13 protein-coding genes and 1 pseudogene are annotated in these 14,036 nt (G+C 62.0%); 7 read left to right on the forward strand and 7 right to left on the reverse strand.

What is annotated here, in order from left to right:
- Nucleotides 1–73: 73 nt before the first annotated feature.
- Entirely contained in the window at nucleotides 74–481 is a 408-nt protein-coding gene (locus IVA75_RS17855; protein WP_247283015.1) for a hypothetical protein, read from the forward strand.
- A gap of 11 nt (nucleotides 482–492) precedes the next feature.
- Here the strand turns inward: IVA75_RS17855 and IVA75_RS17860 are convergent, their stop codons facing one another.
- From IVA75_RS17860 to IVA75_RS40165, 3 genes are all read right to left on the reverse strand, one after another.
- Nucleotides 493–738 carry a PilZ domain-containing protein gene (locus IVA75_RS17860; RefSeq protein WP_007599245.1) on the reverse strand — a complete coding sequence of 82 codons (246 nt, stop codon included), beginning with the start codon at nucleotides 736–738 and terminating at the stop codon, nucleotides 493–495.
- Nucleotides 739–1,013: 275 nt separating this feature from the next.
- On the reverse strand, nucleotides 1,014–2,354 hold the full coding sequence (locus tag IVA75_RS17865) for a DUF2235 domain-containing protein (RefSeq protein WP_247283017.1): 1,341 nt from the start codon (nucleotides 2,352–2,354) through the stop codon (nucleotides 1,014–1,016).
- A 290-nt stretch (nucleotides 2,355–2,644) separates the two neighbouring features.
- On the reverse strand, nucleotides 2,645–2,776 hold the full coding sequence (locus IVA75_RS40165) for a hypothetical protein (RefSeq protein WP_007599247.1): 132 nt from the start codon (nucleotides 2,774–2,776) through the stop codon (nucleotides 2,645–2,647).
- A 360-nt stretch (nucleotides 2,777–3,136) separates the two neighbouring features.
- On the opposite strand from IVA75_RS40165, the gene IVA75_RS17870 reads away from it, so the two are divergent.
- The 3 genes from IVA75_RS17870 to IVA75_RS17880 all read left to right on the forward strand — a co-directional run bounded on the left by IVA75_RS17870 (nucleotide 3,137) and on the right by IVA75_RS17880 (nucleotide 4,171).
- Entirely contained in the window at nucleotides 3,137–3,394 is a 258-nt protein-coding gene (locus IVA75_RS17870; RefSeq protein ID WP_027567974.1) for a hypothetical protein, read from the forward strand.
- 1 nt (nucleotide 3,395) lies between these two features.
- Nucleotides 3,396–3,692: a hypothetical protein gene (locus tag IVA75_RS17875; RefSeq protein WP_027567973.1), complete on the forward strand. Its 297-nt coding sequence runs from the start codon at nucleotides 3,396–3,398 to the stop codon at nucleotides 3,690–3,692.
- 200 nt (nucleotides 3,693–3,892) lie between these two features.
- On the forward strand, nucleotides 3,893–4,171 hold the full coding sequence (locus tag IVA75_RS17880) for a DUF1488 family protein (RefSeq protein WP_085351675.1): 279 nt from the start codon (nucleotides 3,893–3,895) through the stop codon (nucleotides 4,169–4,171).
- Nucleotides 4,172–4,186: 15 nt separating this feature from the next.
- On the opposite strand, the gene IVA75_RS17885 is transcribed toward IVA75_RS17880, so the two are convergent.
- A complete protein-coding gene (locus tag IVA75_RS17885; protein ID WP_247283019.1) occupies nucleotides 4,187–4,567 on the reverse strand; it encodes a hypothetical protein in 381 nt (126 codons plus the stop codon).
- 106 nt (nucleotides 4,568–4,673) lie between these two features.
- Here IVA75_RS17885 and IVA75_RS17890 point away from each other — a divergent pair.
- Nucleotides 4,674–4,883, forward strand: a pseudogene (locus IVA75_RS17890) (DUF1488 family protein); the annotation flags it as partial.
- A 66-nt stretch (nucleotides 4,884–4,949) separates the two neighbouring features.
- Here the strand turns inward: IVA75_RS17890 and IVA75_RS17895 are convergent.
- From IVA75_RS17895 to rpmB, 3 genes are all read right to left on the reverse strand, one after another.
- A complete protein-coding gene (locus IVA75_RS17895) occupies nucleotides 4,950–6,200 on the reverse strand; it encodes a DUF2235 domain-containing protein (RefSeq protein WP_247283023.1) in 1,251 nt (416 codons plus the stop codon).
- A gap of 41 nt (nucleotides 6,201–6,241) precedes the next feature.
- A complete protein-coding gene (locus tag IVA75_RS17900) occupies nucleotides 6,242–8,002 on the reverse strand; it encodes an ATP-binding protein (RefSeq protein WP_247283025.1) in 1,761 nt (586 codons plus the stop codon).
- A gap of 267 nt (nucleotides 8,003–8,269) precedes the next feature.
- Nucleotides 8,270–8,581, reverse strand: a complete 312-nt coding sequence (rpmB, locus tag IVA75_RS17905; protein ID WP_027567969.1) for a 50S ribosomal protein L28 — start codon at nucleotides 8,579–8,581, stop codon at nucleotides 8,270–8,272.
- Nucleotides 8,582–9,197: 616 nt separating this feature from the next.
- Between rpmB and IVA75_RS17910 the strand changes: the two genes are divergently transcribed.
- Both IVA75_RS17910 and IVA75_RS17915 read left to right on the forward strand, forming a co-directional pair.
- On the forward strand, nucleotides 9,198–10,007 hold the full coding sequence (locus tag IVA75_RS17910; RefSeq protein ID WP_027567968.1) for a DUF3108 domain-containing protein: 810 nt from the start codon (nucleotides 9,198–9,200) through the stop codon (nucleotides 10,005–10,007).
- A 606-nt stretch (nucleotides 10,008–10,613) separates the two neighbouring features.
- Nucleotides 10,614–14,030 carry a helicase-related protein gene (locus IVA75_RS17915; protein WP_247283027.1) on the forward strand — a complete coding sequence of 1,139 codons (3,417 nt, stop codon included), beginning with the start codon at nucleotides 10,614–10,616 and terminating at the stop codon, nucleotides 14,028–14,030.
- The last annotated feature ends 6 nt before the right edge of the window (nucleotides 14,031–14,036 follow it).

Raw genomic sequence — 14,036 nt, forward strand, 5'->3', positions numbered from 1 at the left:
AACCCTCTCAGCTTCCACCCCCGCCAAATCTGGCCTAACCTCGCGCGCGTCCAACTCCTCGCGGAGGCCCGCCATGCGGTTTGGTGTTCGAAAGGCTGCCCACGTCATCGAGCGCGTGGGGCTTGCGATGGCGGGCGCGGCGTGCGGGCTGTTCGTCGGCGCTTATGTGGGATCTGCTATACCCGCGCTCACCACCGAGGGCTTCCTGCTGCTGATGATGGTGCTGGGCTTCGTCGGCTTCTATCTCGGCATCGACACGCCGCAATTGCCTTTCGACGAGGCCCACGGCGACATCGACGCCGCGGAGCTTTTGAGCTCCGCCGGCACGCTCTGCGCCACGCTCACCGCACTCGCCTCCGTCGCCATCATCGTGCTCCGCCTCGAACCGCACATCGTGTGGAGCTGGTTCGCCCTGTTCGGCTGGATCGCCGGCGTGGCGATGCAGATCGTCGCGGGCGCGAAGGCGCGGATGCGGAAGTAGCGGCGCCCGTCTTAAAACACTACGCCCACCTTCGTGCCGCGCTTCCACGCGACGCGGCAGCGCTTCTTGGTGTTGACGTGCAGCAACTCGAAGCGGTCCGGAATCTTCACCTGGCCGCCGAGATCGACGCAGGCGCCGCCGGGCGAATAGTCGATCAGCGTGCAGGGGATCACCGGCGCGCGCGGGTCGGTGATGATCTTGGCCTGGCGGGACACCAGGCCTGCGGGTTTGACGCGGGCATGTCGTCGCGGATGCATTGGCACTCTCCTCCAATTTCCGCGGATGGCGCGGGTGGTCAGGGCACCATGATGAACGAGAGGTGATTCGATCCGGCTAAAGCGGGGGCGATAATTTTAATGAATATTGGTGGTAGCCTGGTGGGGTGGGGCGGGGCCTGCTTCGCAGGCACGACAGGGATGGTGTCGTGCGACGCTGCCTCAACCATCGTCATTGCGAGCGCAGCGAAGCAATCCAGACTGCCTCTGCGGAAAGATTCTGGATTGCTTCGCTGCGCTCGCAATGACGAGTGGGCTCACCCCACCACGATCTCCCCCGCCTCGGCCGCCATGCCCACATGGGGCGGCACCGGCATCGGCACCGTCACATAATCCTTCGGCAGATTCACCGGCCGATAGCCCGGCTCCACCGCCATCCGCTTCACCACGCTCTCATGCACATGCGCGCCTTCGGGGATGGGGCGCGGTTCGCAATCGGGGATGTAGAGCCCGAGAAACACTTTCCGTTCCGGCCATTCCTTGTAGGTCGCGCTCTTCGGCAGATACTCCAGCACGCGCCACACCGCCGTCATCGAATTGTGCAGCTCGCCCGTCTTGCCGGTGTAAGCCGGCGGCACGTATTGGAACGGCGAGTTCGTGCGCTGGATGCCCCAGGCGAGCTGGTTCACCGTGCGCGGGTTGAAGTTCAGCCCGGCCTTGGTCGCCTCCTCGATCATCCAGAGCAGCGGATATTTGGACTCGCCGCTCTCGGCTTCCGGATAACCGCCACCGACGTCGCAATGCACGCCGGCGAACCACACCTGCAGGATATCCTGCGGCTCCTTCTTCTCGTCGGGCACATAGCGGTTGCGCCAATAATCCTGCGGCTCCTCATAGGCCTTGAGGCGGAACATGCGGCGCTGCTCGTCGATCGCGATCGCCTGGCGAAAGATGTTGACGCTCGGATTGCGCAGCGTGAAGGCGAGCTCCTCCAGGCTGAAGACGAGGAAGAAGACGTCGCGCCGCGGCACGATCACGCTCGCCACCGTGTCCCAGACGCCGATGAAGTGGATGGTCGGCCAGCGCGTCGAGGTGATCCGCGCGAACTGCGCGGCGAGGTCGAATTGGTCTTTCGGCAGCGGTCCCTGTTCGTCGACAGCGATGTCCTTGAGGTCCTCGACATCGTTGCCGCGCCCGGTGCCGGAATATTGCTTGTAGGCGACGAGGCCGGAGCCCGCGAGGTTGGCCTGCTCCGGCGAGATCAGGCCGATCTTGTGGATCAGCCCCGCCAGCACCCGCACGGTATAGGCGCCGCGCGAAAAACCGAACAAATAGATCCTGTCGCCCGGTGCGTAATGCTGGACCAGGAAGCAATAGGCCGACAGCGTGTTGTCATCGAGCCCGTAGCCGGTGGCGAGTCCCAGCACCAGATTGATGTTGGCTTTCCAGCGGTGCCACGTCGACGGCTCCGTCACGGTGCCGACGCCGGGATCGTAGAACACCAACTGCCGCGGCTTCGTCTTGTCGGTCTTGCGCAGGCAGCGATAGAGCTTCAGGACGTTGGAGATGTTCTCCGAGATCTCGTTGCCGGTGCCGTCACAGCAGATGACGAGGTTCTTCGGCTCGGATGTGTGGTCGGCGTTGCGTTCGTGCTCCACGGTATGCCCCTCCCGGTGATGCTACCCGGGCGAGTATAGCGGAAAAGGGTGAGGATAAGGAGATGGTGGTTCTTCCCCTCTTCCCTTGCGGGAGAGGGTGGATCGCCGCGAAGCGGCGAGACGGGTGAGGGGTCTCTCTCCGCGCGCGAATCTCCCGCGTCAGAACTCCCGGAGACAGACCCCTCATCCGGCGCCATAGCCGATGCGAAGCATCGGCGTTTTCAAGAACGGCGGCCGAAGACCGCCTACGCCACCTTCTCCCGCAAGGGGAGAAGGGAAAACAGCGCCCGCTACTTCTTCTTCTGACCGATCTCCGGCTGCCACGCCGCATCCTTGCGGCTCGGCGCTGCGGCGCTGGTCTTGATCTTGTCCTTCTTCGGCTTCTTGGTCTCGCGGTTGCTGCGTTGCTGTCCCTTGGCCATGACGTCGTCTCCTCCTGGGTTTCGAGTTCGTCCGCGTGCGAGATCGGCGCTGCAATGGTCGCTGGCGGGGCTGTAAGATGCGTCCGCCGAGCCATTGAAGATCGCCGCCGCGCACACGAGGCGCGAAAGATGCAGCGCAACATCGACGCGCGGCAATTGCGTGAGCTGCGCTGACGTGGTCCAGCGTACGCCCGCGCCATGCCGATTGCGAGGACTAAAACGCCGCGCGCGAGCGCCGCGATTGCGCCTTAAGTCCCGGCCCGCGCTGACATAATGCTGGCTATTGCCGCGCAAGAAGCGCATGCTTCGCCACAGCTGGCGTCGGTTCGGGGCCCCCTTCTTTGCGAAAGGCAGGCGCGCATGACCATCCGCTCGCGGCGAGAAACCATCACCTTCAAGCATCCATTCCACATCCGCGGCCTCGATCGCGAATTGCCGGCCGGCGCCTATGAGGTCATCACCGACGAGGAGATGATCGAGGGCCTGTCGTTCGCGTCCTATCGCCGCGTCGCCACCATGATCACGGTGCCCTCCGAAGGCGTGCGCGGTGCGACGGAGATGCTGTCGATCGGCTCGGTCGACCTGGCGGATGCCCAACGTATCGACGCGAGTGCCTGAAATGACTGACATCCCGGTCGATCTCGACAGCCACCGCGGCATGGCCGCCCAGAAGGCAACCGATCTGCGCCGCGCGCTGGCCGATGTCGAGGCCCAGGTCAGGGAGCTGCGCGAGCGAGAGGCCGATCTCGAAAACCGCATGATGTCGGTGCCGGCCGCCTCCTGGCCGGAGGCCGCCGTGAAGGCGCGCCATCTGCTCAACCTCTACGCCGCGGGCCTCCCTGCCGAGGACACCCGCCACCGCGCGCTGGTGACCGCGCTGTTCGACGATTTCGCAAGGCTGAACGGCGACGGCTGAAGGCAAGCCAACGCGCGTCACCATCGCGCCATGCTCGCAAACACGCCCGTCGTCCTGGCGAAAGCCAGGACCCATAACCACCGAAGTGTATTGTTGTGCACGCTTGTGCCCACAGCGTGCTTCGATCACGCCGACCGGCGTCCCCCGTGCGCAATTGCGCACAAGGCCGGCACGACGCGCGGACGCAAAAGGAGTACCCCATGACACTCACCACCAGCCGCTTCATCGCCCACGACCAGGACCGCGGCATCGTCCAGTTCTCGATGCAGGACGGCGCGAAGGAAATCGCCTGCGCGATCTCGACCTCCGCCATGGACGACCTCGAGCGCGGCCCGCGTGCCAGGCCGAGCGAGCGCGAAGAGCAGTTCACGCGCCTGCGCGAACGCATCGAAGCCTGCACCGGACGCAAATATCAGGCGACGGAGTTCGAAGGCACCCCGCCGGGCATCGTACTGCGGAGCATTGATTTTCGGGGGTAAGGTGCGCGAGGACGCCTACTTCGGCGGTTCCTGGGGTTTGCCCTGGAATTGAATGTTGCACTTCTTTGCGATCGAGGCCTGTTCGACGGCGATCAATTGTCCCTTCATTTGCGCCAGTTCGGCCGCAGCCTGTTTGTCGCCGCCAACCAGGAACGCCGCGGGCCAGAACACAACGACGGCAACGCCCGTTACGACCTGATCTTTGGTGCGCTGGCTATCTTGAACGCCGGAGAGGGTCGCAGCTCTAGTGGATACCGACTGCGCCTCAAGCGCGAGCTGCTGGCAGTTGTACTGTTGATACTGCACCGGTGAGACGTAAGCCGCCGATATGTCAGATGAAGACGACGCGCAGCCAGCAAGTGCGGCCGCAAGGACCACCACGCCCAAATTACGCATTAGAAGAATCCCCCCGGAAAGTTGCACAAAAGCGCAACCAGTGCGGGAGATCAATAAGACCTTGGCTTAGCTAGTAACACTACGGGGTGGCAGTCCGTTTCGTGGCGCCTGCACGATTTCGACCTCCGCCATGGACAACCTCGAGCGCGGCCCGCGCGCTCGGCCCAACGACTGCGAAGTCCAGTTCATGCGCTTGCGCGAGCGCATCGAAGTCTGCACCGGACGCAAATATCAGGCGACGGAGTTCAAGGGCACCCCGCCGGCGATCGTGCGGCGGAGCATTGATTTTCGGGGGAAGGGCGGGGGGCTTTATTGAGCCGCGAACGTTACCTAGCTGTTCAACATAGCCAGTGGAGAGCCATCGTTAGGTTAGTGAAGCGGTTTAGCGCGGAGGGACCGATAGTGGAAAGGTGCCATAAGTCTGCGGCATATTGATTGGCCGATAACTCGAAAGTCCACTCATGCGCTTAACAACAGATTCGTGAACTATCGCGCCTTCGGGGATAACGCGGGGTTCGCAATCGGGAACGTAGAAGCCGAGGATCGATTTTCGCTCTGGCCATTCTTTGTACTTCGCGCTCTTGGGAAGATATTCAAGCACCCGCCAAGTGCCCGTCATTGAATCATGTTGGACGCCCGCGAAGTCGGGAGCCATATGCTTAAACGGCTTACCCTGCGTAGGCATTCCCCAAGCAAGCTGGTTTACAATTTGCTGATCAAACTTGAGACCGCATTTTGCAGCTTCCTCGATCAGCCAGAGAAGGGGATATTTCGATAGCGCACTTTCAGCCTCCGGATACCCGCCGCCTATATCTGCGTGGACGCCGGCAAACCAAACCTGCAAGCTGTCTTGCGGCTCTGTCTTGCGCACTTGAGCAAAGCGATCGCGCACGAAATCTTGCGAGTCATCCCACGGTTTGAGACGGATCATGCAACGTCGCTCATCAATCGAGATCGCTTGACGGAACGCTTGAACGCTGGGGTTATTTCGCGTGAAGACCAGTTCCTCAAGGCTTGGAGTGTAAAGAAAGCGGTCGGAACGAGGTGTCACAGCATTCGCAATTGTGTCCAAAACACCAACCAAGCGGATAGTCGGCCAGCGAGTTGCCCAGAACGTTGTCAAGTAAACTAGATTGTCATAGCCGACGGTTTCGGTCGCCACTTTATTTTGTAGGTTTGCAGAGTGAGAAGAATTTAGCTGCGCGAAATCTGAGGATTGTTTGTACGCAGCCAGCCTGCTTGACGTAAAATTAGCCTGTTCTGGAGAAAGCAATCCTACCGCATGTATTAAGCCGGCTAATACGCGTACCGAATACGCTTCGCAGGAGAACCCAAAAAGATAGATATGATCTCCGTCTTGATAGTTGCGTATCAGGAAGTCGTAGGCCGATAGTATGTTATTGTCGAATCCGTAGCCTGTTGCGATCCTAACAACCGAATTGATGTTGTCTTTTAATCTGTGCCAAGAAGTCGCTGCTGGACCCGGTGTCCCTACACCAGGATCGTAATAGACGAGTTGCTGTACCGTCTCGTTATCCTTCTTGCGCAAGCAATGATAGAATTTCAAAACATTAGAGATGCTGTCGCCGCGTTCGCTGTTTATCCAGTCGCAGCAGATGACTAAATTTTTCATGTCAAGCTAGTCTCGATACTCTCTGCTCAGAGGTTGAGCGATTAAGAGGCGCTCCTAAATCGTTCGAAGACAGCAATGATATCTTGGAATGCCGCCTCCGGTTCGGCGTTGTTCAGATATAGTTGTTTGAGGCGACCAACTGATATGTCCGCTTCTGACGCGAACTTGTTAAGTATGAATCTTCCCGGAAGGTCAGCCCTCCATATCGGATTGTCCTCTTCGACCGCTTTTGAAAGCCGCTCGAACTCTGAGGTTACCAAGTGATTCACTAGTTTCCTGTCCAACCCAACTTGGACGCGAGCCAACTCATTTTCCAATTTCGCTTCCATTAATTGACACAAGGCTGCCGGCGATTTTGCCTCTACGGCCCCTCTCGGCATCACGCTTACGTTTCCAACCTTCGCTCTTATCGCAGCGGTAACGTTCAACGCTACTGCATAAGGGACGGCCTCCGCGGCAATTTTCAGTAAGCGTTTCTTTATCTCTACGGCGTTCCGAAGCCACGAGTCTGGGGCTTCGATCTGCTGGAAGCAGGCCGCGTAGGTCTGTTCATCCAAGAAGTAGTTCTCCAAGTGGTACCTAGGTAGAACAGTTATTCGATTCAATTCATTCTTCATGACTGCGCTCGAGCCGATAATGTTTGCAGCATCTCGATCACATAAAAGATAGAAGCGAACGCCCCATATCGTCCTGCTAACGATGTTCGAATACGCGTCCGCAAACGATCTGATGGAGTCCTTGCCGCCCGCGGGCACGAGAACAAATTCTGGGAAACGGTTCTTGAGGACGGCGCTGTAGGTCAGCTTGTCTAGACTTGCCTCCTCGCCCTCGATCAATACAAGCTTCTTCCCGAGAGATATGACTCCTATCGATTGACCCAGTGCCTGCAGCGCGTGGTGGGTTTGATCGTCCCGATTAACAACCAGAGCCTGGTTGTCTATGTCCGTTTGAGGTTGTCGAACAAACACGACAGTATTTTCAAGCGAGGCGGATATTATCTCCGGTGAATGAGTAGAGAATAAAAATTGGTTCCGTTTGCCTGCAGAAGCTAATGTTTGCAGAAGTTTGTAGCTGAGCTCTGGGTGCAGATGTAATTCAGGCTCATCGAAAACGATTACGCAATCTTCCGGCCCTCGTAGAATGAAATCAAATACAATATTGATTACTTCGCGTTCGCCCGAACTTAGGCTCTCGATAGGAAGCTTTACTCCTTCCGTTTCGAAGTAGATTTGTTGATCCCGCGTGCTCACCTCAATGAGCTTCTTAGGCGCCAACAGATGCCAGAAAGCGTCCTTGAATGGCTGAAGAATATCTGGGATTGCCAAGGGCATGGAGGCTTCACCTGCGCACTGACGAGCAAGTGCTTCCTCCGCAATTTGTCTCTTCTGGCCTTCGACCATCCTGAACAGGGAGTGGCGAACTTCGTCGTGACGGCTGGACAATGGGACTAACGCCGCGTCCCAGCTCACTTCTTCTAATAGCGGATCGCCGATGTCCCATCCGAATATATAGCTCGCCACGTTTCGGATAGCCCGATCGCTGTCAAAATTTAGGAATGAGCTCTTGTACTGATTTCGCCTTTGAGTTCTCTGCAAGGTGGTTCGTAGGAGCCCTGCATCGTTGCCATTTTGAGGATCAAGCGTTGACTTCCCCCATCGGGCGCGCTCGTCATCACATGTAGCCTCAATTGTCATGCGTACATTTGGAGACGCGCCCGGATTTTGACCGAACCGAATCAGTGCAGAGCTAATGTGCGTCTTTCCGACTCCGTTGGGACCGGCGAACACGACGATGTCAGCCATGTCACGGACGGAGATTCGCTTCAGCGGACCCACATCGACCAGTTCGAACGAGGTAATTCGCATGCGAGCAAACTCATATGATCGAAAAGCGGAAGCTTAACGATAGCTGCGCGCATCAACTAGAGCTTGTTTTTGCTTGCTGCGTTTCTTGAGCGTTCTTCAATGCCCCAAAACAAAACGGCCGGATCTTCCGATCCGGCCGCAATGCAAACCTATCCAGCTCAGCCTACGCCTCGCGACGCAAGCCTCCGCCCATTCCGATAACTCTTAGCTGGCCTTCTTCGCCGGCGCGGGCGTCGGGCCGACCTTCTTCTGGATGGCGCGCTTCAGCTCGAGGGCGCGCGGCGACAGCAGGTCGGCCTTGACCTTGAGCAAATAGGGATCGAGGCCGCCATTGTGGTCGACGCTCTTGATCGCGTTGGTGGAGACGCGCAGGCGCACGTTGCGGCCCAGCGCTTCGCTGATGAAGGTCACGTTGACCAGGTTCGGCAGGAAGCGGCGCTTGGTCTTGATGTTGGAGTGGCTGACCGTGTGGCCGACCTGGGGGCCCTTGGCCGTCAATTCGCAGCGGCGAGACATGGTAAAATCCTCAATCTTTCCCAACGATGTGCGGCCGCCATTCGGGGCGCCACGGGCAAATTCTCTGTCCTTGCAGGGAGCGGGCGGACGTATAGGGGGGAAGCGGCGGGACGTCAAGGTTTTGGGGCGGCTGGGACGCCAGTTTCGCGCCCGGCACTCGGTGTCGTCGCCCGCCTTGCGCACTCGCGCGCCGGGGCGGGCGATCCAGTACTCCGCGCCGGTGCCGCTGACCAGTGGGGCCGCGGCGTACTGGATGCCCCGGTCAAGTCGGGGCATGACAGCGGTGGAGGTGGCGGGGTGAGGTGCGCGCTTCTGACCCGTCTGGATCACCAAAACGGCAATGATTATCGCGCCTTACCATCACATAAAGGGCGTATTCGCGCCCGAAGAGTCCAGTGGAGTTCCGGACGCGGATGGGCCCGGACGCATTGCTTGGCGCGGTTTTTGGCTTAAGTAACAACCGTTCGCGCCCCGATTGGATTGTTTCGTGCTCACAACGCCTCATCTCGCGCCAAGTCTGCGTCCAAATGAGCTGCGCCCAAAAGAGCTGCGCTCAGCGGAGCGGCGCGCAAGGAATCCGCACGCAAGTCATCCGCGCTGTGCCCGACGCTGGGTCATGGCGGCCCTTGGCGGGCTGGTTTTGGCGTGGGCGGCGGAGCCCGCGGCGGCGCAAGGCAAGCTCGAGGCGCAATATGAGGCGACGCTGGCGGGCATTCCCGTCGGCAAGGGCGCCTGGAACATCGACATCCAGGACGACGTGTTCGCGGCTGCGGCCTCCGGCGGCACCTCGGGGCTGCTGAAATCCTTCGCGGGCGGGTCGGGCACCGGCGCCTCGCAGGGCCGCGTGGTCAACGGCGCGCTGGTCGCGACCGGCTACCAGGCCTCCACCACCACCTCGAAGAAGACCGAAGAGATCCGCATCACGCTCGACAAGGGCAATGTGAAGGATTTTGCCATCGTGCCGGAGCCTCCGGTCGATCCCGACCGCATCGTCGTCACCGACGCGCATCGCCGCGGCGTCTGGGACCCGATGACGGCCTCGCTGGTGCGCGTATCCGGCACCGGTGACGTGCTGTCGGCGGACGCCTGCCACGGCAGCGCCGCCGTGTTCGACGGCCGCATGCGCTACGAGCTCAAGCTCGATTTCAAGCGCATGGAAAACGTCAAGGCGGAGAAGGGCTATCACGGCCAGGTCGTGGTCTGCTCGCTGTATTTCGTGCCCATCGCCGGCTACATCCCCGACCGTCCCGTGATCAAATATCTCGCCGCCCAGCGCAACATCGAGGTCGCGTTCGCGCCGATCGCCGGCACCCGCATCCTCGTCCCGTTCTGGCTGAAAGTGCCGACCCCGCTCGGGCCGGCCATGCTGGAAGCGACGTCCTTCGTCACCAGCGCCCAGCCGCCCAAGGTCGCGAAGACGCAGTAGGCCGGGCGTCCCGCCCTGAACCTCGCTTTCTGGCGAAAATAAACACGAATGATTTCAACGACATGCCTACTGTGCATGGGGTTGTTTTCGCACTTTTGTTTGGAGGGGGTCGGGGAGCGGGAATCCATTTGACTCCTCCCCGATTCTGATTCGACTCCGCGCCGTCCCCAGCTTTAACGAATCTGCCATCGAAACGTCGCTTGTGCGGCGGGGCAAAACTCCATCTAGTGCGAACCCAATAAGCCTCCCGCGACATGTTGCGTGAACGGAACAGGACTCACGGGGGAGTCTGCGATTCGGCCGCGATTCGTTCTCAACTCGTTCCGAAGCTTAAAGCCAACGGGAAAAGCGTCGCAAAGTGAGACAGTTGCGCGAGGTTCGGGGAGAATGCTCCCACACTCTCGGTGTCATCGCCCGGCTTGACCGGGCGATCCAGTACGCCGAGGCGTCTGTGATTGAGCCGAGAAGCCGCGGCGTACTGGATGCCCCGGTCAAGCCGGGGCATGACAGCGGAGAAGCCGAAGCCGGGTGACTTCCAGGCGCTTCGCGCCACCGCCCCAAAACAGCACTGACATTCGCCCCAATCGCCATTACCTAATCCCCCAGATGCCTTTTTCCTCCTCCCCTTTCGCTTCCGAGCGACTCCCCGGCGCCGGCGTCACTGCGGTGCTTGGTCCCACCAACACCGGCAAGACCCATCTCGCCATCGAGCGGATGCTCGCGCATCCCTCCGGCATGATCGGGCTGCCGCTGCGCCTGCTCGCGCGCGAGGTCTACAACAAGATCGCCGCGCGGGTCGGCCCCGATGCCGTCGCGCTCGTGACCGGCGAGGAGAAGATCAAGCCGAAAGCGCCGCGCTACTGGGTCTCGACCGTCGAGGCGATGCCGCGGGATCTCGACGTCTCGTTCCTTGCCGTGGACGAGGTGCAGATCGCATCTGATCTGGAGCGCGGCCACGTCTTCACCGACCGCATCCTCAACCGCCGTGGCCGCGACGAGACGCTGCTGCTCGGCGCCGCCACGATGCGTCCGATCATCGAGCGGCTGCTGCCGGGCGTCTCCATGATCACGCGGCCGCGCCTGTCGCAGCTGGAATTCGCCGGCGACCGCAAGATCACGCGGCAGCCGCGCCGCACCGCCATCGTCGCCTTCTCGGCCGACGAGGTCTACGCCATCGCCGAGCTGATCCGTCGCCAGCATGGCGGCGCCGCCGTGGTGCTGGGCTCGCTGTCGCCGCGCACCCGCAACGCGCAGGTCGCGATGTTCCAGGACGGCGAGGTCGATTACCTCGTCGCCACCGACGCCGTCGGCATGGGCCTCAATCTCGACGTCGACCACGTCGCCTTTGCCTCCGACCGCAAGTTCGACGGCTACCAGTTCCGCCGCCTGACGCCGTCCGAATTCGGCCAGATCGCCGGCCGCGCCGGCCGCGCCACCCGCAACGGCACCTTCGGCACCACCGGTCGCTGCGCACCGTTCGAGCCCGAGCTCGTCAATGCGCTGCAGAACCACACCTTCGATCCCGTGAAGGTTTTGCAATGGCGCAATTCGAAGCTGGATTTCGCGTCCCTCGGCGCGCTTCAGGTCTCGCTGAACCTGGCCCCCGGCCATGAGGCGCTGACGCGCGCGCCCATCGCCGAGGACATGCGCGTGCTCGATCACGCCGCCCGCGACGCCGAGGTGCGCGATGTCGCGCATGGCAAGGACGCGGTGGAACGGCTGTGGGAGGCCTGTCAGGTCCCGGATTATCGAAAGCTGTCGCCGGCCGCCCATGCCGAGCTGGTCACGACGCTGTACGGCTTCCTGATGCGGAAGGGATGCATCCCCGACGCCTGGTTCAGGACCCAGATCGACCAGGCCGACCGCGTTGACGGCGATATCGACACGCTGTCGGCCCGGATCGCACAGATTCGCACCTGGACCTTCGTCGCCAACCGCCCCGACTGGCTGAAAGACCCAGAACGCTGGCAGGGAATCGCCCGCGAGGTCGAAAATAAATTATCGGATGCGCTCCATGAACGCTTGACTGAGCGTTTCGTTGATCGCCGGACCAGTGTATTGATGCGCCGCCTGCGGGAGAACACGAGCTTGAATACGGAAATCGGCAAGACCGGCGAAGTCATCGTCGAAGGCCATGTCATCGGCCGCCTCGATGGCTTCACCTTTGCACCGGATGCGGCGGAAGCCGGCTCCGATGCGAAAGCGTTGCAGGCTGCAGCGCAGGCCGTGCTCGCCGGCGAGATCAACGCGCGCGCCGAAAAACTGGGCAATGCGCCGGACGAGCAGTTCGTGCTGACCTCGGAAGGCATCATCCGCTGGACCGGCGACGCCGTTGCGCGGCTGTCTGCCGCAGAGGACGCGCTGCATCCGCGCATCCGCATCATCTCCGACGAACGCCTCACGGGCGCCCCCCGCGACAAGGTGCAGGCCCGGCTCGACCTCTGGCTCAAGACCCATATCGAAAAGCTGCTCGGACCGCTGTTCGAGCTCAGCAAGGCCGAGGACGTCACCGGCATCGCCCGCGGTATCGCCTATCAGCTCGTCGAGGCGCTCGGCGTGCTGGAGCGCCCGAAGATCGCCAACGAGCTGAAGGACCTCGACCAGCCCTCGCGCGCGACCTTGCGCAAATACGGCGTCCGCTTCGGCGCCTATCACCTCTATTTCCCCGGTCTGCTCAAGCCGGCCGGGCGTGCGCTGGCCGCGCTGCTCTGGGCGCTGAAGCAGGACAATGTCGATCCCTCTGCGCTGTCGGGCGCGCAGCATCTGGCAAGCTCGGGCCGCACCTCGTTCCCGGTCGACAAGCAGCTGCCGCGCGATGCCTATCGCGTGCTCGGCTACAAGCAGGCCGGCGAGCGCGCCGTGCGCGTCGATATCCTCGAGCGCCTGGCCGACCTGATCCGTCCGGCGCTGGCCTGGCGCGAGAACGCGTCCGGCGAAAAGCCCGCCGGTGCGTTCGACGGCCGCAGCTTTGTCGTGACGCAGGCGATGACCTCGCTCACCGGTTCGGCCGGCGAGGATTTTGCGTCGGTGCTGCGTGCGCTCGGCTATCGCATGGACAAGCGTCCGCCGCTGCCGGCGAAGCCCGCTGCGGCTGTTGCCGAGACCCCTGTTGCTGAAGCCTCCAGCGAAGAGACACCCGCAACCGAAGCGCCGGTCGAGGACGCCGCCGCGCCCGCGGACACCGCGATCGAAGCCGCCGCCGAGCCTGTGACCGTCGAAGACGCGCCCGGCATGGAGCAGCACGACGAGCCCGCGCCTGAAGAGCCGGCGCTTGAGGCTTCCGTCACGCCCGAAGACGCTCCCGGCATCGCGCCACCTGCGGAAGATGCTGCGGCAGCCGTTGAAGCTGCTGAAACCGTGCCCGCTGAAACCGCGTCTGCCGAAACCGCGCCTGCAGAGACTGTTGCAACCGAAGCCGCTGCGTCGGCCGATGCGGCAGCACCCGTGGAGGCCGCGGCGACGTCCGCCGAGCCCGAGCTCATCGAGGTCTGGCGTCCCGCCGGCCGTCACGACGATCGCAAGCCGCGCCACGAGCGCCATCGCAACCCGCGTCACCAGCCGCGTCCGCAGGCAGCTGCTGAAGCCGGCGCTGCGCCTGCCGAAGGCGAAGCCCAGCCTGCCGCCGACGGCGAGAAGCGCGGTGAGCGTCATCGCCATGGCGGCGGTCATCGTCGCGATTCTGGTCGCGATGGCGGCAGGGATTTCCGCAAGCCGCGCGAAGGTGGCGCCGAAGCCGCGCCGCGTCCTGAGGACAAGAACCGCCGGTTCGAGGGCAAGAATGGCGGCAACAAGGACCGCGACAACAAGGATCGCAACAAAGGCAAGTTCGGCGGCGATCGCGACAAGGGCCGCGACAACCGTGGCCGCGACCGCGACAAGGGCCGCGACCGCCAGGGCGGGCCGTCGCTGCGTCCCTACGCATCGAGCGCCACCCCGCGCGAGCGCGATCGCCCGGTCGATCCGAACTCGCCGTTTGCAAAACTCGCTGCGCTAAAGGAGCAGCTGTCAGGGCGTAAGGAGTGAGCCCAC

This window comes from Bradyrhizobium sp. 134, from assembly GCF_023074155.1.
In the GTDB taxonomy this organism is placed as follows: domain Bacteria; phylum Pseudomonadota; class Alphaproteobacteria; order Rhizobiales; family Xanthobacteraceae; genus Bradyrhizobium.

Bases quoted from the DNA above. Each gene is read 5' to 3' on its own strand.
- IVA75_RS17855 (WP_247283015.1), top strand. From the start codon at position 74: ATGCGGTTTGGTGTTCGAAAGGCTGCCCACGTCATCGAGCGCGTGGGG.
- IVA75_RS17860 (WP_007599245.1), bottom strand. From the start codon at position 738: ATGCATCCGCGACGACATGCCCGCGTCAAACCCGCAGGCCTGGTGTCC.
- IVA75_RS40165 (WP_007599247.1), bottom strand. From the start codon at position 2,776: ATGGCCAAGGGACAGCAACGCAGCAACCGCGAGACCAAGAAGCCGAAG.
- IVA75_RS17870 (WP_027567974.1), top strand. From the start codon at position 3,137: ATGACCATCCGCTCGCGGCGAGAAACCATCACCTTCAAGCATCCATTC.
- IVA75_RS17875 (WP_027567973.1), top strand. From the start codon at position 3,396: ATGACTGACATCCCGGTCGATCTCGACAGCCACCGCGGCATGGCCGCC.
- IVA75_RS17880 (WP_085351675.1), top strand. From the start codon at position 3,893: ATGACACTCACCACCAGCCGCTTCATCGCCCACGACCAGGACCGCGGC.
- IVA75_RS17885 (WP_247283019.1), bottom strand. From the start codon at position 4,567: ATGCGTAATTTGGGCGTGGTGGTCCTTGCGGCCGCACTTGCTGGCTGC.
- IVA75_RS17895 (WP_247283023.1), bottom strand. From the start codon at position 6,200: ATGAAAAATTTAGTCATCTGCTGCGACTGGATAAACAGCGAACGCGGC.
- IVA75_RS17900 (WP_247283025.1), bottom strand. From the start codon at position 8,002: ATGGCTGACATCGTCGTGTTCGCCGGTCCCAACGGAGTCGGAAAGACG.
- rpmB (WP_027567969.1), bottom strand. From the start codon at position 8,581: ATGTCTCGCCGCTGCGAATTGACGGCCAAGGGCCCCCAGGTCGGCCAC.
- IVA75_RS17910 (WP_027567968.1), top strand. From the start codon at position 9,198: ATGGCGGCCCTTGGCGGGCTGGTTTTGGCGTGGGCGGCGGAGCCCGCG.
- IVA75_RS17915 (WP_247283027.1), top strand. From the start codon at position 10,614: ATGCCTTTTTCCTCCTCCCCTTTCGCTTCCGAGCGACTCCCCGGCGCC.